Source organism: Thermanaerothrix daxensis, assembly GCF_001306145.1.
GTDB lineage: Bacteria > Chloroflexota > Anaerolineae > Anaerolineales > Anaerolineaceae > Thermanaerothrix > Thermanaerothrix daxensis.
The window spans coordinates 153,901-173,657 of sequence record NZ_LGKO01000006.1; the positions used below are offsets into that span (position 1 = coordinate 153,901).

Genomic DNA, 19,757 nt, shown 5'->3' on the forward strand with positions numbered 1-19,757 from the left:
CCATGGGGCGAGGCGCCTCAGCGCGATTTGATGAATTGACCCGTTCGCGCATCGTAGACGTCAAAGCGTCCGAAGGACGTTTCGGCCAGCCAGAGCAGAGGGTAGGTGGCCAGTTCGGCGTCCACGTCCTCAAACAGGTCGCTGGTGCGCAGTTCCAGGCCGGCGGGCTGGGAGGAGTGCCACCGGATCTCGGTAGAATCCACCCACCCCTCCCGGTCAAAAAGTTCATCCGGTCGAATCACCGCCAAATCCTCCGCGACCAACGTCACTTTGTCGGTTTCGACGTAGAACGCCCGGGCGGGGGAAGCGGAGGCGTCTTTGGCAAAAATGACCACCCAATGAGCCTGACGGCCGTCCGAGCCGATGCCCGGATCATCCTCGACCACGAGGGGAGAACATTTCGTGTTGCAGTAGTGGGAATAACGGCCCACAAAGGCCAGTTTTGCGGTGTCTTTCCACGCGTCGGGCAGGTTGGCATAGGCCAGCGCAACCGCCTCCCGGGCGCTGAGCCACCCCGCCGCACTTGCCTGGCCCGCCGGGGTGGCTGAGCCTGCAGGCGCGGGCTGAGATGGAGGGGGTTGAGACGGGGCGGGCGGCGCCGTCGCCGGCCCGGCGCAGGCCGCTAACCCCATGGCCAGGAGCAGAAACAGGATTGGCCATCGAGCCTTTGAAACCATGTCAGTTCCCTCCCTGAAAGGATGGTGAGATTTCCCGTCTTAGACGTCTCGCCGTGCAGGTTGCGCTGCGATCGTGGGGTGGGCCGTAAACCGCAAGTGGACGGCGCTCCGCTAAGATTTCCTGCTGAGATTGTAGCACGCGGAGATGGCGCTTACAATCGGGTATAATTCCCGGGGTGAACATTCCCTCGCGTTTCATCGCCGGCCTGGTGCTGGCGCTTCTGCTGGGGCTGGTGGGCTGCACGGCGGAGGTCTTCCCACTCTTTACTCCGACCGCTGCGCCGCTGCCCAGCCCAACCGCTACCCCCACTCTCACCCCATACCTGACCGCAACTCCCACCCGGCCACAGCGCAGTCCGACCCCGCTGCCTTCCCCCACGCCCACCCCGCGTACGCACGTGGTGCAGCGCGGTGAGGATCTCTTCGGCATTGCCCTGCGCTACGGGATCAGCCTGGAGGCCCTGCTGGCGGCCAACCCGACCGTTACCCCGCAGTTCCTCAGCGTGGGCACCCAACTGCGCATCCCCGCCGCCGTGCCCACCCCCGACCCGAACAACCCGCCCACCCCCACCCCCATCGGCCTGACTCTGGATGCGCCGTTCTGCGCCCCCAGCACGGAAGGCGGGCTGTGGTGCTTTGCCTGGGTGCACAACCCCCAGTCCTTTGCGGTGGAGGGGGTGACGGCCCAGTTCCGCCGCCTGGATGTCGAGAGCGGTGCCATTGAGGCTCAGAATGTGGCCCCCTTACTCAACCGCCTGCCCGCGGGGGAGGCCCTGCCCCTGGCGGTGTTCTTCCCGCCGCCGCTTCCGCGCACCTACCAGGTGGATGCCGAGGTACTGACGGCTCTGCCCATCCCCGCCGGGGCACCGCGCTACCTGGATGCCGAGGTGGTGGAGGTGACGCAGACGCTGAGCCCCGATGGCCTGAGCGCCTACCTGGAGGGGGAGGTGCAACTGGCCGCCGGGGTGAGCCAGACGGCCCAGCAGGTGTGGGTGCTGGGCATGGCCCTGGATGGCGCCGGGCAGGTGGTGGGCGTGCGCCGCTGGGAGAGCCCCGCACCGCTGGCGCCGGGTGAGCGCCTGCCGTTCCGCCTATGGGTGTATGCCAGCGGCGCGCCGATGGCCCGCGCCGAGGTGCGTGTGGAGGCCCGCCCCTGAGGGGCACGGCGTGCCGGGAGCGGGCACACCGTTTTCAAACCAAATTGTAAAGAAATCCTAAGGTAGCGCGCATTGACGCCCCCCCGGGCCAAAAGTATAATCGTTCGTGGATCGTAATCTGCATGATAGGTGTGGGTTTATCTCCTGCCGGAGGACCGGAGTCAGGGGGCAGGGCCGCGGGAGGCTATCCCCCCAATGAGGCACTTGCATGGCACTTAAGGGCAATCTGCGCGATTTCAGCATTACCCAGTTGTTCAACCTGATCCACCTGGCGCGCAAAACCGGCTTGCTGACGGTGCAGGGGGCCAGCGAGACGGCCCAGGTGTACTTCCGCGAGGGCAAACTCAGTTACGCGCAAATCGGCCAAACCCCCAGCGACCTGGCAACCGTGCTTTACCGCAACCGCAAGTTGAGCGCCAACCAGGTGCGCATCCTGCATGAGCGCGCCCGGGGGATGAGCGACAAGGAACTGGGCCTGCTGCTGATCAACGCCGGTTACCTGACCCAAAAGGAAATCCTGGAAAGCCTGCAGGCCTACACGCTGGAGATCGTGCGGCGCCTGTTTACCTGGGTAGAGGGGCTGTTTAACTTTGAGCCGAACGTACCCATCCCGAATGGCAAGATTCCCCTGCGCATTGACCTGCAGAACCTGATCATCGAGGGCACGCGCCAATTGCGCGAGTGGGAGCAACTGCAAGAGGAAATCCCCAGCCTGGACATGGCACTCAAATTCACCGACCGGCCGGGGCGCAACCTGCGCAACCTCAACCTCAGTTTGGAGGAGTGGCGGGTCATCTCCTACGTCAACCCGAAGAACACCCTGCGCCAGATCGCCCAGGCCACCAAGATGAACGAACTGGAAATCCGCCGGGTGGTGTATGCCCTGCTGCAGGCGGGGATTGTGGAACTGGTGCGTCCGGCCGGCGCCCTACCGGCTACCCGCTCGCTGCCCGCCGCCCAAAAGGAGCAGCAGCGCTCGCTGATCAACCGCCTGATAGAACGTATTCGCTCGATCTGATTCTTTGATCCCCGGAGAGCACGCTGGTATGCAAAATGTCAAGATTGTGGTAACCGGTCCCTTCAATGCAGGCAAAACCGCCTTCATCCGTTCGATCAGCGAAATTGACGTGGTTTCGACCGAACGCAAGATCACCACGGCGGCTGAGCGGGTCAAGGACCAGACCACGGTGGCCATGGATTTTGGCCGCATCACGGTGGATGACGACCTCGTGCTCTACCTCTTCGGCACTCCCGGCCAAAAGCGCTTTGACTTCATGTGGGAGATACTTTCGGAGGGCATGCTGGGGTTTGTGGTGATGGTGGACAGCACGCGCCCGGAGACCTTCCGCGAAGCGCGCAGCATCCTGGAGACCTTCCGCGCCTACGCGCCGACCCCCTACGTGGTGGCCGCCAACAAGCAAGATAGCCCCGATGCCTGGGACCTGGAGGATATGCGCGTGGCGCTGCGCCTGGACCGCAAGGTCAAACTGCTCCCCTGTGTGGCGACCCAAAAGGAGGCCGTCAAGAACGTTTTGCTGGAACTGCTGTACAGCATCCTGGCCGAGATGGAGGAGGGCCGGTCCTGAACGCGGGCCGGTGGGTGTGGCTGTGTCGTCCATTACGACCGATCAGGGCATCCTTCACTACGAGGTGTACGGCCGTGGCAAGCCGGTGATCCTGCTGCACGGCTGGTTGGGTTCGTGGGGGTTGTGGCAGGATACCATGGCCTACTTGGGACGCTACTACCGCACCTACGCCCTGGATTTCTGGGGATTTGGCGAATCGGGCAAGAAACTGGATACCTACCAGGTTAGCGATTTTGTGGACCTGGTGGATCAATTTATGGAGCGCCTGGGCCTGAGCAGTGCCCCGTTGGTGGGACACAGCATGGGCGGGACGGTCAGTCTGCTGGTGGCGATGCGCTACCCCCGGCGGGTGGAGAAGGTAGTGGTCATCGGCTCGCCGATTGCCGGCGCTTCGCTGGCGCCGGCGCTCAAACTGGCCGGCCTGCGCCCGATTGCCTTCTTGCTGTTCACCTTCTTCGGCCTTTTCCGCTGGGGAATGCGCGTGGCTTCGCCGCTCATCTGCCGCGATCCGCGCTTCCCGGAGATGATGGACCGGGATCTTTCGCAGACCACGCTGGAATCATTCCTCACCAGCATTGCCTCACTGCGGCGCACCGACCTGCGCTCCCACCTGGATCAGGTGCGCGTGCCGGTGATGGGGATGTACGGCCTGCGCGATAACATTGTCCACCCCTATCAGGGGCGCGTGCTGCGCCGGGGGGTGCCGCACGCCGACCTGGTGGAGTACCCCCGCGCGGGGCACTTCATCATGCTGGATGAGCCGCAATCTTTCATGAGCACCCTACACGCATTTCTGGAGCGCACCCCACAACCCCAGGAACCCGTCTATGAACCCCGACAACCGCCCGTTACCCTCTGAGACCTGGTACGCACTCCTGCGCCAGGGGGTGGAAACGGTGGCAGGGAAGGCCGTGCTTGCGGCGCTGGAAGCAGAAACCTCGGCGGGTCTGCTGGAAGGCCTGCCCATGCGCTACGGCCCGCCCACAGCCCAGGGATTGGCCTGGCGCGCCGGTCGGGTGGCCTGGAACGATCTGCGCCGGCACAACCCGGCGGCGCTGGGGCTGGAGGGGCTGGAGTACTGGCTGCTGCCCCCGCGGCGGCGCCTGAGCCAGGGACTGCGCGCGCTGGTGGCCTTTTGCCAGGCCGGGGGGTGGGGGGTGAGCCTGGAGGAGACGGCGCACGAGTGGCGGCTGGACCTGCATGCCGTCCCGGCACCGACTGCCGACCCGGCGCACCTGTGGTGCTGGTTCCTGGCCGGGTTGGTGCAGGAATTTCTGGCCTGGGCGGGCGGCGCGCGGGTGTATCCCCTGCGCGGGCTGACCTGTGCGGCCGACCCGACGGCCCGGCACCCCTGCCGCCTGAGCCTGGGGCGTGAGCCCCTGGATTGAGCACGCTTCTGCCGGATGAGGGCCTGCCATGCTCAAGATCATCCTGCAATCACCCCGCTACATTGCTCCGTTCAACGAACGCGCGCACGACCTGCGCATTCAAAATAAGCCGCTGTGGCTGGCCCAGCGAGATGTGCTGGCGCCCTACACCACCCACGAACTGGAACTGCCCCCCGATGCACGCCTGCCCCAGGTGCGCGAGCCCTGCCTGGTGTACCGGGATAACCTGTTTTTTGATGCCCCCTACATGGCCGCCTTCTTGGAAGAAGCGCGCAAGCGCCCCTACCCCTCGCGGGCAGCGTTTTCCATCAACGATCCGGCGTTTCGTGAGCACTGCCTGCCGCTTTCCGATTCATACACCCCGGCGGGCGATCTCTACCTGGCCGACCTGTGGTACTATCCCAACGGACCGGAGCCCTATGCCGAGCCGCTGGTGATTGACCTGCAGGCGCGCGAGATCGGCTACTACCACGTCCCGACCTACATGGCGGCGCAGAGCGGCGATCTGGTGTATCAGGTGCCGCTACGCAGTCTGATTGCGATTGACTCGTGGGTGCACATCTTCATTGCGGATTGCGTCTTCGGGCTGTTTGGGCGCGGGGCGCGCTTTGAGGAGCGCCTGAAGCACGACCTGGGCTTCAAACTTTCCATCCTCTGGCGGGCGCTCTACGAAGGCAAGCAGGTGCTGGAGTGCTCCAAACTGGTCCAGGTGGGGCGCAACTGCTCGATTGATCCCACCGCCGTCATCCACGGCCCCACCACCATTGGCGACAATGTGACCATCGGCGCGGGGGCGGTGATCGAGAACTGCATCATCGGCGACAATGTGAACATCTCGCAGGGCTGCCAGTTGATGCTTTCGGTGGTGGGTGATGGCACCTTTTTGCCCTTCCGCGCCTCGCTGTTCATGACCACGGTAATGGACAACTGCCTGATTGCGCAGAACACCTGCCTGCAGATGTGCGTGGTGGGGCGCAACACGTTCATCGGCGCCGGCTCGACCTTCACCGATTTCAACCTGCTGCCGACTCCCATCCGCGCGCGGGATGCCAACGGCAACCTGGTGCCCTCCAACCGCCCGGTGCTGGGGGGGTGCGTGGGGCACAACTGCCGCATTGGGGCGGGGATGATCGTTTACCCGGCCCGCACCATTGAATCGGATGTGATTCTTTTTGCCTCTAAGGAGCGGCGGGTAATTGACAAAGACGTGACCTACGAGCAAAGCGATCACCACCAATTGCCCATTGCGCACCTGCACCGCCGCCTCTACCCCCGCCCCGGTGAGGCCACTCCCGAGACGTGGTAAAACAGAGGTCTGGCACACGGCCAGATCTCTGCCGAAAGAAGGGGGAAGCGGGCGTTAGCGGCGCACCAGGGGCAGGGCGGGTGGGGTCTGCTTTGCGGCCTGAGCGGGTTGTGGGGGGCTTCAGGCCTGCGCGGGCAACTCGCTGGAAACGATGCAGCCGGCGCGGATGTTCCAGATGGCCGCGCGGCGGACAAAGGCGGGGGTGAACAGGTTGAGGTCGGTGGTGGTGAGCAGGCTCTGCTCGCCCTCGGCCAGGAAGGCCAGCAGGTCCTGGCGGCGCTGGGCGTCCAGTTCGGCCAGCACCTCATCCAGCAGCAAAACCGGCCATTCGCCGCTCTTCTGGCGCATCCAGGCCATTTCGGCCAGTTTGAGCGCCATCAGCGCCGTGCGTACCTGGCCGCGCGAGCCGTAATCCCCCAAGTCAATCCCGTTGCTGAGGATGCGAAATTCATCCCGGTGCGGGCCGATCAGGGTCATGCCGCGCTGGATCTCTTCACCGCGCAGGGCTTCCAGACGGCGCAAGAAGCCCTGCTGGATCTGATTCAGGCTGAGGTGATCGCGCCGCACCACGGTATCCAAGCGGAGGGCCATCTGGCCGTTCTCGGGGGCGGCGGGGTCGTAAGCGGGCTGGTACACCAGGCGCAGGACTTCCTGTCCGTGGGTCAGGCGGTCGTGAATGCGGGCGGCCAGGCTTTCCATCTCGTTCAGGGCTTTACTGCGGGCCTGGATGATCAGCGCGCCGCGTTCCACCAGCAGGCTGTCCCAGTAGTGCAGTTGTGTGGCGTCGCCGCCGCGCTCGGCCAGTTGTTTGAGCAGGGCGTTGCGCTGGCTGAGCACCTGGGCGTACTCGCTGAGCGCCTGGGCGTAGCCCGGCATGACCTGGGCCAGCGCCATGTTGAGGTAACGGCGGCGCTCCTCAGGCGCTCCCTCGATGATGTTGGTCATCTGGGGCAGGAACAGCACGGCGTTGAAGTGCCCCAGCGCCTCACGCGCGGTGCGCTTGACCCCATCTACCAGGATTTCGCGGCGCAGGCGGTTGCCGTTGAGGGCGGCGTTCTCCTGAATCAGGCGCACTTCCAGGCGGTGCAGGTGCTCGCCGCGCTGAAATTCCGCCACAATGCGCGCCACCGCCAGGGGTTCGCGCGCCGCCAGGAAGTTGATTAACTGGCGGTCGCTCTCGGTGTGGAACGAGGTCAGGGTGGCCAGGTAGTAAATGGCTTCCAGCAGGGTGGTCTTGCCCTGGGCATTTTCCCCCACGATGAGCAGGGTGGGGCGCGGGACGTCCACGTCCAGGCGCGCAAACGCGCGGAAGTTGGTCAGCGAGAGGTGTGTCAGGATCATCCACGCCTTGTTGAGCAGGGGCGTCGGCGCACCGGTGGCCGCCGCGCTCAATCCACCGGGATGGCTTCTTCGGGGCTGGGCTTCCAGACCCGCACGGCGCGGTCGGTGAAGAGGATGCCCTCCAGGTGGTCAATTTCGTGCTGAAAGATGCGCGCCACCCATCCCTGCAGTTTGAGTTTAATCGGCTGGCCGCGGCGGTTCTGGCCCTTGACCACGATGCGCTGGTGGCGTTCGACTTCACCCACCAGCCCGGGAATGGAGAGACAACCCTCCACGCCCATCTCGGTTTCCGGAGAGACTTCCACGATTTCGGGGTTGACCACCACGTAGAGGCGGGGCGGCCGGCTTTCATCCTCGTCATCGCCGTACTCCACCACAATCACCCGTTGCGAAACCCCCACCTGGGGAGCGGCCAGGCCCACGCCGGGCGCGGCGCGCATGGTTTCGACCATGTCCTCGATCAATTGCTGCAAATCGGCATCAAACTGACGCACTTTTTGGGCTTTGCGCCGCAAAACCGGGTCGGGGACGGTGACAATTTCACGTAATGCCATGAGCAGTTTCACCTCTAAATCATCGCGAACGAAGTACCCCTATTTTACCCCGATTCTGAGGCGGGTGGGGGCGTCTGGGCGGCGGGGGGTGGAGGGGGAGGGGTGTTGGTCACACGGTGGTACAGTTCAATCCACTCAACCAGTTGTTCGCGCTGGGCCTGTTCGGCGCGCTGTTCCTCGCGCTGGCGGGCCGCCACCAGGTGCTGAAACAATTCCCGCTGGACTTCGGAGGGGTTGTACACATTATCAAACGTGAACTGAGTATCCCCCACACGGATGTAAACCGTGCCGAAGTTGAGCAGGAGGTGGATGAGGGTTTTGCGGGCGTACTCGATGGTCTGGATGTTGCGCAAAGGCGCACTGCGCTTTTCTTCAACTCCCAGGGGCTTTTTGTACACGTCTATGATCATCTCGGGGGTGATGATGTAACGGTCATTGCGCCAGTCCACATACTGATAAAGCCACCACAGCCACAGGGCCGGCAGGCCGATCAGTAGGAGCACCCAGCCCAGGCGCTGGGGCAGCGGCAGGCGCTGGCTCAGGATGAGCAGGGCCAGCGCAAGGTCCAGGAGCAGGCACAGCGTGGGCAGAGCGGTCTTGGCCAGCAGGATGGCCCAGTGGGTGCGGTAGATGATTGTATCGCCTTCTTCCTGGCGCAGCATGAAGAGGCGCGCCAGGGTTTTGCCCAGGCGCTGGCCGGAAGTGGGAGGTGGGGGTGGGCTTTCTTCGGCAGGAGTGGGGACCGATTCGGCGGGCGGGGTGGGGGTGGGCAGTCCCAGGCGGCTGCGGATGGTGGCTTCGATGGCCTCGCGCTGAGCGCGGCGGCGGCCCCGGCGGGCACGTTCGCGCTGTTCGTCCAGCAGGGCCAGCACCCGCTGGGGCTCGGCCAGGCGATCCAGGATGATCTGCCCGGTGTAGGTGCGCACGATCAGGTTGCCGTAATTGATGAAGCGTCCGATCTGGTCGGTTTGCACCTCATCGGCCAGGATGGCTTCCAGGGGTACTTCCTGGCGGCTTTCGTAGAGCAGGAGGATGCGTTCCAGGAGTACCACGCGGCGGTTGGTAATGACCACGTAGTCGTTGCTCCAATCAATCACCGACCACGCCAGCCAGCCCAGTCCCCCGACCAGGCTGAGAACCAGCAGGAGGGTGGGCAGAAACGCCCCGTGCCAGACGACAATGGTCAGAAAGGCAAACAGGCTCACCAGGGCGGTCGTGACCAGTGCCGGCAGGGCGGCGCGCAGGAAGAGGAAAAAGGGGTGGCGGCGAGCCAGGTAGCGCACGGCCTCGCGTGGGCCGCGCCAGTGGAACGACATTCGGGAAGCCAGCAGATAACTGTTGAGGATCAGGCGGAAGGTGGGGGCCAGGTGGGGGATTTCGCGCACCAGGGCCTGGTAGTCGGTCGCTTCCAGGCGCAGGACGATGAGCGGCGCCGCGGCGCTGGCCGTGGCACGGCGCGCCAGCGGGGTGGGGCTGAGGGCTTCCTCGCCGAAGTAATCCCCCTCTTCCAGGTAGGTGATCTCTTCGCGGTCACCGTGGCGGTGGCTCAGGCGAACGCGCCCGCTGAAAATGAGGAAAAAAGCCGTGGCGTCCTGGCCCGCTTCGTAGAGCGTCAGCCCTTCCTCGTAGAAGAGCGCCTGCCAGCGTGCCGCCACGCTCAGCCGCTGTTCTTCGCTGAGGTTGCGGAAGAGGTGGCACTGCTGCAACAGTGCCAGCACCTGTTCCTGCGGGATTTCCATGCTCATAGTATAGCCCAATCTGCCGCGGCGAGAGGAGGCGCGGGCAACCCTAAATTATTATATGAGAATCCGGAGGTGTGAGGGCAGGGCGATGCACCCCGGCCCAAACGGGGGGCGAAGGAGGCCAGGGTTTTGCCCCGGCGGGGCTATAATCCTCTTGGAAATCCTGAGCGGAGGTACAGGGATGGAGAAGTACCGTGTCAAACCGGGGCAGAGGATTCACTTGAAGGACTGGGATCCCAATGAGACCGACTTGCTGGATGGCGATAAGGACGAGGGCAAGGAACGCCTGGAGGCGTTGAATCGGGACCTGGAAAGACTGCAGGAGTTGTTATACGCCGAGCATAAGCATAAAGTGCTGATCGTTCTGCAAGGGATGGACACCAGCGGCAAGGACGGCGTCATCCGCCACGTTTTTGAAGGGGTCAACCCCCAGGGCGTGCGGGTGGCCAATTTCAAGGTGCCGACGCCTGAGGAACTCGACCACGATTATCTCTGGCGCATCCACCGTCAGACGCCCGGTAAAGGCGAGATGGTCATTTTCAACCGCAGCCACTATGAGGATGTGCTGGTGGTCCGGGTGCACGGGTTGGTACCCGCAGAGGTGTGGCAGCGGCGCTACGCGCACATCAACGCTTTTGAGCAGATGCTGGCCGAGGAAGGCACCCTGATCTTAAAATTCTTCCTGCACATTGATTTGGACGAGCAGAAAAAGCGCCTGCAGGCACGCCTGGATGACCCCACCAAGCGCTGGAAATTCAACCCCGGCGACCTGCAAGAACGCGCGCTTTGGGCGGAGTACATGCGGGCCTATGAGGATGTGCTGAGCAAAACCAGCACCGACTACGCGCCGTGGTACATCGTTCCGTCGAATAAAAAGTGGTACCGCAATTATGTGGTTGCGAGTGTGCTGGTGGAGGCCCTCAAGGGTTTGCACATGCAGTACCCCCAGCCCAAAGACGACCTGAGCCGGGTGGTGATCCCATGAGCGGGTTACCCGGCTTTACGCTTGGTTGGGTGGGGGTTGTGCCCCCTGGGGGAAAGTAAGGAAGGCCCGGCACACCTGCTGAGGCAGCCCGCCGGCGAGGCGGAGCAGGGGCCCTTAAAGCGCCGCGCCCCGCAGGATCGTGCGGGGCACGGCAACCGGTGTGAGGATGGATGGGGCCGGAGGGTTTACAGCCCGTAAATCTCGCCGTACTTGGCCGTCAGGTAGCGCAGGTAGGGTTCGGGGGTGATGGGCGAGCCGGTGACGCGCTGAATCAGGTCCTGCGGCTCGAACTTGGCGCCGTGCTGGTGGATCTTTTCTCGCAGCCAGGCCAGCAGGTCGGCAAACTCGCCGCGCGCAATCCGGCTTTCCAGGTCGGGGAGGTCGCGGCGGATGACCTCCCACAACTGCGCCGAGACCAGGTTGCCCAGGGCGTAGGTGGGGAAGTAGCCGATCAGCCCTGCCGACCAGTGCACATCCTGCAGAACTCCCAGGCGGTCATTGGGCGGGACGATGCCCAGGTACTCCTGCATGCGTGCGTTCCATGCCTCGGGCAGGTCTTTGACCTCCAAACTGCCTTCGGCCAGGGCGATTTCGAGTTCCAGGCGCAGCATGATGTGCAGGTTGTAGGTGGCTTCGTCGGCCTCCACGCGGATGAAGGAGGGCTTCACTTTGTTGATGGCCTTGTAGAAAGCCTCCAGGCTCACATTGCCCAACTGGCGCGGGAAGAGCGCCTGCAAGCGCGGGTAGGCAAATTGCCAGAAGGGCCGCGAGCGCCCCACCAGGTTCTCCCACATGCGCGATTGGGATTCGTGGACGGCCATGGAAGCGCCATCCGCCAGCAGGGTGCGGCGCAGGTTGCGCCCGATGCCCTGGTGGTAGAGGGCGTGCCCGCACTCGTGCATGGTGCTGAAAAGGCCCGAGGTCAGGTTGCGGGGGTGGATGCGGGTGGTGATGCGCACATCCCCCAGGCCGAACGCCGTGGTGAAAGGATGGGCCGAACGATCCTGCCGCCCGGCTTTCCAGTCGTAGCCGAAGCGGGTGATCACCTCGACCCCGAAATCCCACTGCTTTTTCTCGCTGTAGCGCAGGAAGAGGAAGCCATCTTCCACCTGCGGACGCGTGGTGATCTGGCGCACCAGTTCAACCTGGCGGGGGCGCAGGGCGTTGAAGATGGCCTGCACCTCGGCGGTTTTCATACCCGGCTCGAAATCATCCAGCAGGGGGTCGTACACGTGGTCGTAGGGGGCAAAGCAGGCGGCGTAGGCACGGCGCAGTTCGACGATCTTTTCCAGGTGGGGGCGGAAGTGGGCGAAATTGGCTTCGGCGCGTGCCTGCACCCATGCCTCCTGGGCCAGCGTGGTGACCTGGGTGAATTCGGCCACCAGATCTGCCGGCACTTTGGTCTGTTTGTCGTAGGCGCGCTTGGCCTTGCGGATCAGGCGCGCATCGTCCGAATCGGGGGGCAGGGTCTCGGCGTAGGGGAGTAGGTCTTCAATCAGTTGGCCCACTTCGGGGGCGGTGGATTTTAGGTGGATCAGGCGCGAGAGGGTGGCCAGTTGCTCGCTGCGCTCTTCTGCCCCGGCCGGGGGCATGTAGGTCTGCTGATCCCATGAAAGCAGAGCGGCGGCGGCCTGCAGGTCCATCACCTCGGCCATCAGGGTTTTGAGTTGTTGAAGTTTCGCTTCCATGCAGTTCCTCAGGGTGTAGAAATGGGATGGGGTTCAGGCCACGCGCCAGCGCAAAGGTTTGCCTTCCAGAGCGGCAAGCACCTCGGTGGCAATATCTTCGGCGGCGCGGGTTTGGGCTTCGAGCGTTTGGGCGCCGATGTGCGGCGTACACACGACCTTGGGGTGGGTGACCAGGGCGGTAGCACCCGGGGGTTCGGTGGCAAATACGTCCAGGCCAGCCCCGGCGACTTTGCCCGAATTGAGCGCCTGGAGCAGGGCATCTTCGTCAATGACACCGCCGCGCGCGGCGCAGATGATGTAAACGCCGTCCTTCATCTTGGCGAAGGCCTCGGCATTGAGCAGGTTGCGCGTGTTTTCATCCAGCGGCACGTGCAGTGTGATGATGTCGGCGCGCGCCAGCAGGTCTTCCAACGAGACCGGCTCGCCCCCGCGTAGGCGGATGGCTTCAGTAGGGAGCAGGGGGTCGTAGGCGATGATTTCCATATCAAAGGCCTTGGCGCGGCGGGCGACTTCGGTGCCGATGCGACCAAAGCCGATGACGCCCAGAGTTTTGCGCCACAACTCGCGCCCTTCCAGTTCTTTTTTGATCCATTGGCCGGCCTTCATGGTGGCATCGGCGCGCGGGATCTCGCGCACAACCGCGAGCATCAGACCCAGGGTGAGCTCGGCCACGGCGATGGTGGTTGCCGTGGGGGAGTTGACCACGATGACCTTGTGGGCTTTGGCGGCGTTGAGGTCAATGTTGTCCACGCCCACGCCGGCGCGACCCACCACCTTGAGGCGGGCAGCGGCGTCGAAAACGGCGGCGGTGACTTTGGTGCGCCCGCGCACGATGAGCGCATCGTAGTCGGCCACCACTTTGAGCAGGTCGTCGGCGGAGATGCCGGCGCGGTTATCCACCTGCGCGGCGACACGCAGGATTTCCTGGCCGTTCTGTTCCAGGCCATCGGTGAGCAGAATCTTCCATTCGGGCATGGCATGTCTCCTTTGAGTGGGGTGGTTCAGGAAAGGACTGCGGGGGGTGAGTACCCGGCGTTAATATTCTACCCTAAATGGACCGGAGCGCAAAATTCCCCTCTTTGGGCGGGTTCGTGGGCACTTCGGGGCGATGGCGAGAGGGTTTGACAAACCCCATACAAAAGGCGACGCACTGGCGGGAAGAGTCTATAATGAAATCACAGCACTGGGTGCTTAAATTTTTTTCAAGTGAAAGGTTTCTCATGAATCGCGACACCCTTCGTCAATGGCTGACGCTTCTGCTCGTTCTGGCAACCCTGGTCGTCAACGGGCTGGCCAATGCCCTGCCCTTCAACAACCTGAGCACGGCCGAGATCTCAGACCGCTTTCAGGTTTACTTCGTCCCTGCCGGTTATGTCTTTGCCATCTGGGGGCTGATCTACCTGGGCCTGCTGGGTTTTGCCGTGTTCCAGGCATTGCCCGCCCAGCGTCAGAACCCGCACCTGCGGGCCATTTTCCCCTGGTTTGGGCTGGCCAGCGTGGCCAACATGACCTGGCTTTTCCTCTGGCATTATGAGCAGTTCCCGCTCACCCTGGTGGCCATGCTAACCCTGCTGATCAGTTTGGTGGTGATCTACGTGCGCCTGGGTGTGCAGCGCCGCGTTGTTTCGCCGGCGGAACGCTGGTTGGTGCACGCTCCCTTTAGCCTGTACCTGGGCTGGATCAGCGTGGCGACGATTGCCAATGTGACGGATGTGCTGTACGATCTGGGCTGGAACGGCGGCGGTCTGGCGCCGGAGACGTGGGTGCTGATCCTCTTTGGCGTGGTGGTGCTCCTGGCCGGGGTGATGGCCTGGACGCGCCGGGATGTCATCTACCTGCTGGTGCTGGTGTGGGCGTTGGCCGGCATTGGGGTCAAGCAAAGTGCGCTGCCGCTGGTGGCCACGGCGGCTTACCTGGCGGCGGGTGGGGTGGCTCTGCAGGCGCTCGGCAGTTTGCTGCTGCCGCGCCGGCGCGGTGAGGGCCGTGAGGCTTAGCCCCCTGTCATCAGGCGCTGAAACACCGCCTGTGCCCAATCCCACAGGGCTTTCTGCCCCGCGGCATCGGGAACGGCTTCACCCCGTCCGTTGAAGGCCAGCTGGTAGCCGAAGCCATCCGGGTAGGGCTCCTCTATCTCCAGCCCCAGCGGCTGCCATGCATCCACCCAGGTGAAGAGGGTTTCCAGTTCTGCGGCGGTCAGGCGCCGGCGGACGACCAGGGTGGGTTCGGCCTCGGGGCTACGGCAATCGTAGACCTCGGCCCAGCCGGATTCGTAGACGCGCAGGGTGTGGCACATCCCGGCGATGCCGCCACTGCGCCTCCAGGAGAGCACCAGGCCGATGCCCCCTTCAAATTCCAGGTTTTGGGCGGTGGCTACCAGCGCCATCATCCAGGCCGCCAGACTGCGCTGTTCGGCCGGGGTGGCGGTCTGGCGGCCCTTGCCGGCCAGGCTGACCCAGCCCAGCGGCGTCTCGGCTTCAAAAGGGGCGTAGGTCTGCACCCACTCACTCAGGTCGGCGGCATACTGGGGCGCTTTGAACGGCCAGCGCTGTGAGGTGGCGCCGCAGGCTCCGTAGGTCAGCCCCAGCAGGTCGGCGCTGGCCTGCAGGCAGGCGTTCGGCGTCTGACGCTGCCAGCGCACCAACGGCAGGCTGCTCTCTCCTCCGGGTTCCTCGGCCAGGCGGATGGCATTGCCGTTCTGGTTGGTGTGCAGGGTGTAGCGCTGGCCCTGGGCTTCTAACGTGATGCGGTAGCCGGGGGTGAGCACCTGGGCGCACATCTCACCGGGCTGGCTCAGGCCCAGGCAGGCATCCGGCCAGGTCACCTCTTCCACCGCAATCACCGAAATGGCATTGGGGTCGCTCAGGCCGAGGCGCTCGGCCAGGTAGCGTCGCGCGGCTTCCACCGCGGGCGACGTGCTGGTGCTCAGATTTTCCAGGCGCATTTGCCGGCCCTCCATGTCGGTTCGGTAGGTGTAGATTTGTCCTTCGGCCTCCAGGACCACCCGAAAGCCCTCTACGATCATCTCGGCGCAGGCCTCGTCGGGGGCAGGCAGGCCCAGACAGGCATCCGGCCACTGTGCCGGCTCCACAGAAAGGATGGTAACGCCTTCCGCCGGCAGTCCCAGGCGCTGTGCCAGATCGGCCTGGGCGGCAGTGACCACGCGCAGGGTGGTGGGTTCCAGCGGGGTGGCGGCGCTGGGGGGAGTGGGCAGACCGCCGGGCAGGGGGGTTTTGACATCGGGGGGCGGGGTCAGGGCAACCGGCTGGCAGGCGGCCAGCAGGAGCAGGGCCAGCCCCAGGATGAAGGGCAACGATCGCGACATGAGTATCTCCTCTCTTAGGGTTCGAAGTCTAGATTCTAGACGTCCTGAGGAGGCCGGGGGTTCCCCGGTCGGCCTAGCGCAGGAAGAGGATGCCGGCAAAGCCCGCCGCGACCAGCACCAGCGGTGCGGGCACATTGAGCAGGTAGGCGATCAGACTGCCGCCGGCAATGGCAATGGAGACCCAGTTGACCGAGGCGGTGGCTTCTCCCTGAAAGACCTTCCAGGCCACCAAAACCATCAGCACCGCCACGGCGGGGGCCAGGCCGCGCACGAAACCACCCACCCAGGCCTCACCGCTCAGCCAGCGTAACGCCGAGGCCACCCCCAGCATCAGCACGGTCGGCGGGAGGATGGAGCCCAGCAGCGCAACCAGGGCGCCGGGAAGCCCGCCGACGCTGTAGCCGACGAACATGGCCAGTTGCAGGGCGTCGCTCCCCGGTAGGACGCTGGAGAAGCCCACCGCTTCGACGAACTGGGCCTCGGTCATCAGCCCACGTTCCACGGCTTCTTTATAAAGCAGCCCAACCGACGCCGGTCCGGAAGTGGTCAGCAGGTTGATTTTCAGGAACATCCAGAAAAGCGGCCAGAGGTTGTTCACGCTACCGTCCTTTCTTACATCCTGCGGAAGGGGGGATGGAAAAAGGTCAAGCCAATCTTGAGGCGCCCATGCCCGCTGCGCCCATCTCAAGTAAAATTATAAAAGAGGTTATCATTTGCACATGGATGCTATCCGTGAAGAACGCCTGCGTGTGCTGGAGATGGTGGCGCAGGGCCTGATTACTGCCGAAGAGGGCGCGCGTTTGATTGAAGCCCTGGAGCGCCCAACCCCCGCCGTACCGGCACCATCCCCGGCCTCACCTGCGGAAAGCGGGCCGCGCTGGCTGCGTGTGCGCGTGACCGAGCTGGCCAGTGGGCGCACGCGGGTGAATGTGCGGTTGCCGGTTTCGGTGTTGGAAGCCGGGGCGCGTATTGGGGCGCGTTTTGCGCCGGGCATGGGAGAAAATGAGCGCGCGCAGATCCTGCGCGCGGTGCGGGCCGGCACCTACGGGCCGATCCTGGAAGTCGTTGATGCCGAAGAGGGGGAACGGGTGGAGATCTTTTTAGAGTGAGGCACCGCCGGGTGCAACCTCGACCGCCTCGACGGTTACATCGGGGAAGAACTGCCGCACCGTGCCCTCGACCCAGCCTTTGAGCGTCACCGGGGAGAGCGGGCAGCCCAGGCAGGCCCCACCCAGCCGCACCTGCACCACCTTCCCATCAAAGGCCACAAAATCCACCGAGCCGCCATGATAGGTTTCAATGTAGGCGCTGAGTTGCTCGATCAGCGCGCGGATCTGTTCTTCTGTGCTAAACTGGGGTGCTTGATCGCCCATTTTTAATCCTCCGCAGACAGTCGCCCTTAAGATCCATCCCGCGTCCAATCATATTTAACACGTCCCCGCGTAAATTGTCCAGCCGTTCGTGGATGAGGCTGGCCAGGCGCTCCATGAGGACGGCGCCAGTATCGGGGAACATCTCGCACAGGTGCTGGAGTTGCTCGCCGCGGATGCGCAGCACCCGGCTTTCCTGGGCGGTGGTGGCCGTTGAGGTGTAGGTCTCGCGCCCCAGCGCCGCCGACCAGCCGAAAACGCCCCCCGGCAGGATGCGCGCCACGACCAGGGGCGGCCCATCGTAGGGCTTGTAGCGAATGGTGACTTCACCGCAGAAGAGGATGTAGAAGTACTCGGCCCGCGCCCCCTGGGCGAAGATCTCGGTTTCGGGCGGGTAGGTTTGCTCTTCCATCAGGGTGAGCAGGTGCTCGACCTGTTCGGCGCTGAAGCCCTGGAAAAGCGGAAAAGCGAGCAGTTCCGGTCTGGACATTGACCTTATATTAAGCAAAGCCCTGCCGGGTTTGAAGTGGCAAATGTCATCTTCTGCAGGATGACCCCTCACGCCTTAAGCGGGAAAGGTATCGGGCGGCCATGGCGCCCTGGTGGGAAGCCCATCAGGTTTGTGAGGGGGGCAAAGCCCGGTTTTCAGGGCGCTGATGTCGCATTCAAAGCCCGGTGCAAGACCTGCAGGGCCCGTTCGGGGCTTTGAGCGCTCATGAGTTGCTCCAGTAACCCCGGCGATTGCAGCAACCCCACCACTTCTTGAATGAGTTCGACTTGCTTCTCACGTTCTTTGATGGCCAGCAGGAAGAGAATGTGCACATCCAGCCCGATAGAACCATCGGTGCCCATTTGCCCAAACCTGACCGGGGCTTTGAGGGTGCTGATGGCGACGGCGGTTTGCCGCACATGCTCCGGATCGGCGTGGGGAAGGGCGGTTGCCAGGGGCTGGGTGGGCAGGCCGGTGGGAAAAACCTGCTCACGCTGCCAGACATCTTCGGCAAAGGCAGGTTCGGCGTGACCCGTGCGGACCAGCGCGGCCACGGTTTGGTCAATGGCCTCCCTGGCCGAAGATGCGTCCAGGTTGAGGAGAATGTGTTCCGGGCGAAGGAGATCCTTAAGGCGATACTGCATGGCGCGAGGCTCCCGAAATGGCCTGCCGTAGGGTATGCAGGTTTTCTTGGATGGAATTATTTTTGAAAAGGGCGCGTCCGATCACCAGGGTATCGGCGCCGGCGGCCAGCACCTGGGCAAGGTTGTCTGAGTTAATGCCTCCATCCACGATCCACTCGAGGCTGTGGAGCGTGGGCTGGGCTTTGCCCCGGCGCACTTTTTCGAGCACCGCCGGTAAAAAGGGACAATCTGGAATCTCCGGCTCGCTGCTCAGGATGAGGACGAAATCCAGATAGGGGCGGAGGTAATCTAAATCGGGGAGGGGGGTGGCCGGGTTGAGGGCAATGCCGGCTCGGGCGCCCGCTTCGACGATCTTACGCAGGGTGCGGCGGGGGTAGGGACAGGCCTCGTAATGAACCGAGATGCGGTCGGCCCCCATGCGCACCAGGTCTGGAATCAGCCATTCTGGGTTGACCATCATTAGATGAACATCAAAAGGCAGGTGCGTCAGGGGACGCAGGTCCTGGATGATCTTGACCCCCAGCGTCATGGCCGGGACGAAGACCCCGTCCTCAATATCGAAATGCAGGTAATCCACCTGACCCTCGCTCAGGGCGGTCACTACGTCCTCCAGGCGGTGCAGGGGGGCCGCCGCCAGCGAAGCCGAGATTTTTACGCTCATAGCGCTGACCTTAACTCACGCACCCGGCTCATGATCGCCCTGACCCGCTCAACATCCACCGGATTCCAGGTGTAGCCGTCTACCTTGAAGGCCGAACCAATCACGGCGCCGTCGGCAACGCTGAGCTGTTCGACCACGTTTTCCAACCGCACCCCGGTGTTGGCAAAGACGGGGGTTTCGGGCACCGCGTCTTTGACAATTTTGAGGGTCTGGGCCGAGACCTGTGCGCCGGCGGTCAGGCCCGAAACGCACAACGCATCCGGCTGGGTGTTGAAGACCGTGGAGCGGGCAATGTCGGCGATTTGGCGCTCGCCCAGGTAAGCCGCCGACTCGGGCACAATGTTGAAGAACAGACGCACGTTCTGCGCGCCAATGTGGTGCTGGTGGCGGATGACCGCGCCGGGGTTGGTGTTCCACAGACCGAAGTCGGAGCCGTACACGCCGGTAAAGACTTCGCGCACGAATTGCGCTCCCGTGGCCATGGCCAGATCCAGCGAGGCGCGCGCGTCCCACAGCACATTGACGCCGAAGGGAAGGTGCAAATGGGGTTTAATTTGGGCAATGATCGCCGCCATGCAGGCCACGGTAATCGTATCTACCTGGGTGAGGTAGGGCAGGCTGAATTCATTGGAAAACAATACGGCATCTACCCCGCCTTCCTGGAGCGCCCGAACATCGGCCAAGGCGCACTCATAAACCCATTCCATCCCTTTGTGCGCATCATAACCCGGATCGCCGGGGAGGGCACGCAGATGGCACATGCCAATGATGGGTTTGGAGACACCGAACAGCTCTTTAAGCCACGTTTTCATGCAAAGCCTCCGATTTGGGTTGCTCGGGTGGGAT

At 63.7% G+C, this 19,757-nt stretch carries 22 protein-coding genes; 9 read left to right on the forward strand and 13 right to left on the reverse strand.

Translation table 11 applies throughout. The features are described 5' to 3' along the window. Positions 1–17: 17 nt before the first annotated feature. Positions 18–677, reverse strand: a complete 660-nt coding sequence (locus SE15_RS13345; protein ID WP_054522623.1) for a hypothetical protein — start codon at positions 675–677, stop codon at positions 18–20. Between the two features lie 176 nt (positions 678–853). On the opposite strand from SE15_RS13345, the gene SE15_RS13350 reads away from it, so the two are divergent. From SE15_RS13350 to SE15_RS13375, 6 genes are all read left to right on the forward strand, one after another. Further along, a complete protein-coding gene (locus SE15_RS13350; protein WP_054522624.1) occupies positions 854–1,834 on the forward strand; it encodes a LysM peptidoglycan-binding domain-containing protein in 981 nt (326 codons plus the stop codon). Between the two features lie 208 nt (positions 1,835–2,042). Beyond that, positions 2,043–2,852, forward strand: a complete 810-nt coding sequence (locus SE15_RS13355) for a DUF4388 domain-containing protein (RefSeq protein ID WP_054522625.1) — start codon at positions 2,043–2,045, stop codon at positions 2,850–2,852. Positions 2,853–2,880: 28 nt separating this feature from the next. Beyond that, complete coding sequence (locus SE15_RS13360) at positions 2,881–3,420, forward strand: GTP-binding protein (RefSeq protein WP_054522626.1); 540 nt, start codon at positions 2,881–2,883, stop codon at positions 3,418–3,420. A 22-nt stretch (positions 3,421–3,442) separates the two neighbouring features. After that, on the forward strand, positions 3,443–4,279 hold the full coding sequence (locus SE15_RS13365; RefSeq protein ID WP_054522627.1) for an alpha/beta fold hydrolase: 837 nt from the start codon (positions 3,443–3,445) through the stop codon (positions 4,277–4,279). Further along, the gene (locus tag SE15_RS13370) at positions 4,248–4,808 is read left to right on the forward strand and encodes a hypothetical protein (protein ID WP_054522628.1); all 561 of its coding nucleotides are present in this window, start codon (positions 4,248–4,250) and stop codon (positions 4,806–4,808) included. The genes SE15_RS13365 and SE15_RS13370 overlap by 32 nt, the downstream gene beginning before the upstream one ends. Before the next feature lie 28 nt (positions 4,809–4,836). Further along, positions 4,837–6,114: a DapH/DapD/GlmU-related protein gene (locus SE15_RS13375; RefSeq protein ID WP_054522629.1), complete on the forward strand. Its 1,278-nt coding sequence runs from the start codon at positions 4,837–4,839 to the stop codon at positions 6,112–6,114. A 120-nt stretch (positions 6,115–6,234) separates the two neighbouring features. Here SE15_RS13375 and recF read toward each other — a convergent pair whose 3' ends face one another. Genes recF through SE15_RS13390 form a run of 3 tightly spaced genes read right to left on the reverse strand, consistent with a single transcriptional unit; the run spans position 6,235 to position 9,754 of the window. Continuing rightward, positions 6,235–7,455, reverse strand: coding sequence for a DNA replication/repair protein RecF (gene recF / locus SE15_RS13380; protein ID WP_152965639.1), 1,221 nt, complete (start codon positions 7,453–7,455; stop codon positions 6,235–6,237). Between the two features lie 47 nt (positions 7,456–7,502). After that, complete coding sequence (def, locus tag SE15_RS13385; RefSeq protein ID WP_054522631.1) at positions 7,503–8,009, reverse strand: peptide deformylase; 507 nt, start codon at positions 8,007–8,009, stop codon at positions 7,503–7,505. Positions 8,010–8,053: 44 nt separating this feature from the next. Next, positions 8,054–9,754, reverse strand: a complete 1,701-nt coding sequence (locus SE15_RS13390) for a cyclic nucleotide-binding domain-containing protein (RefSeq protein ID WP_083461959.1) — start codon at positions 9,752–9,754, stop codon at positions 8,054–8,056. 178 nt (positions 9,755–9,932) lie between these two features. Between SE15_RS13390 and SE15_RS13395 the strand changes: the two genes are divergently transcribed. Beyond that, positions 9,933–10,736, forward strand: a complete 804-nt coding sequence (locus SE15_RS13395; RefSeq protein WP_054522633.1) for a polyphosphate kinase 2 family protein — start codon at positions 9,933–9,935, stop codon at positions 10,734–10,736. Between the two features lie 185 nt (positions 10,737–10,921). On the opposite strand, the gene SE15_RS13400 is transcribed toward SE15_RS13395, so the two are convergent. Together SE15_RS13400 and SE15_RS13405 are read right to left on the reverse strand one after the other, a co-directional pair. Then, a complete protein-coding gene (locus SE15_RS13400) occupies positions 10,922–12,424 on the reverse strand; it encodes a carboxypeptidase M32 (protein WP_054522634.1) in 1,503 nt (500 codons plus the stop codon). Positions 12,425–12,457: 33 nt separating this feature from the next. Then, positions 12,458–13,399 carry a hydroxyacid dehydrogenase gene (locus tag SE15_RS13405; RefSeq protein ID WP_054522635.1) on the reverse strand — a complete coding sequence of 314 codons (942 nt, stop codon included), beginning with the start codon at positions 13,397–13,399 and terminating at the stop codon, positions 12,458–12,460. Between the two features lie 245 nt (positions 13,400–13,644). Between SE15_RS13405 and SE15_RS13410 the strand changes: the two genes are divergently transcribed. Next, positions 13,645–14,418 (forward strand): tryptophan-rich sensory protein, encoded by a 774-nt coding sequence (locus SE15_RS13410; protein WP_054522737.1) that lies wholly within the window; start codon positions 13,645–13,647, stop codon positions 14,416–14,418. Here SE15_RS13410 and SE15_RS13415 read toward each other — a convergent pair. Next, positions 14,415–15,746 (reverse strand): hypothetical protein, encoded by a 1,332-nt coding sequence (locus SE15_RS13415; RefSeq protein ID WP_054522636.1) that lies wholly within the window; start codon positions 15,744–15,746, stop codon positions 14,415–14,417. The genes SE15_RS13410 and SE15_RS13415 overlap by 4 nt on opposite strands. Before the next feature lie 73 nt (positions 15,747–15,819). Next, complete coding sequence (locus SE15_RS13420) at positions 15,820–16,434, reverse strand: chromate transporter (RefSeq protein ID WP_152965641.1); 615 nt, start codon at positions 16,432–16,434, stop codon at positions 15,820–15,822. 31 nt (positions 16,435–16,465) lie between these two features. Between SE15_RS13420 and SE15_RS13425 the strand changes: the two genes are divergently transcribed. After that, positions 16,466–16,855: an SHOCT-like domain-containing protein gene (locus tag SE15_RS13425; protein ID WP_054522638.1), complete on the forward strand. Its 390-nt coding sequence runs from the start codon at positions 16,466–16,468 to the stop codon at positions 16,853–16,855. Here the strand turns inward: SE15_RS13425 and SE15_RS13430 are convergent. The 5 genes from SE15_RS13430 to SE15_RS13450 form a co-directional block, all read right to left on the reverse strand. Beyond that, positions 16,847–17,119, reverse strand: a complete 273-nt coding sequence (locus tag SE15_RS13430; protein ID WP_054522639.1) for a NifU family protein — start codon at positions 17,117–17,119, stop codon at positions 16,847–16,849. The genes SE15_RS13425 and SE15_RS13430 overlap by 9 nt on opposite strands. After that, entirely contained in the window at positions 17,094–17,606 is a 513-nt protein-coding gene (locus tag SE15_RS13435; RefSeq protein WP_054522640.1) for a cyclic nucleotide-binding domain-containing protein, read from the reverse strand. The genes SE15_RS13430 and SE15_RS13435 overlap by 26 nt, the downstream gene beginning before the upstream one ends. Before the next feature lie 155 nt (positions 17,607–17,761). Further along, entirely contained in the window at positions 17,762–18,250 is a 489-nt protein-coding gene (locus SE15_RS13440; protein ID WP_054522641.1) for a PTS sugar transporter subunit IIA, read from the reverse strand. Continuing rightward, positions 18,234–18,911 (reverse strand): ribulose-phosphate 3-epimerase, encoded by a 678-nt coding sequence (locus tag SE15_RS13445; RefSeq protein ID WP_054522642.1) that lies wholly within the window; start codon positions 18,909–18,911, stop codon positions 18,234–18,236. Before SE15_RS13445 ends, SE15_RS13440 begins: the two co-directional genes overlap by 17 nt. Further along, the gene (locus SE15_RS13450) at positions 18,908–19,723 is read right to left on the reverse strand and encodes a BtpA/SgcQ family protein (protein WP_054522643.1); all 816 of its coding nucleotides are present in this window, start codon (positions 19,721–19,723) and stop codon (positions 18,908–18,910) included. The genes SE15_RS13445 and SE15_RS13450 overlap by 4 nt, the downstream gene beginning before the upstream one ends. Positions 19,724–19,757 lie beyond the last annotated feature (34 nt).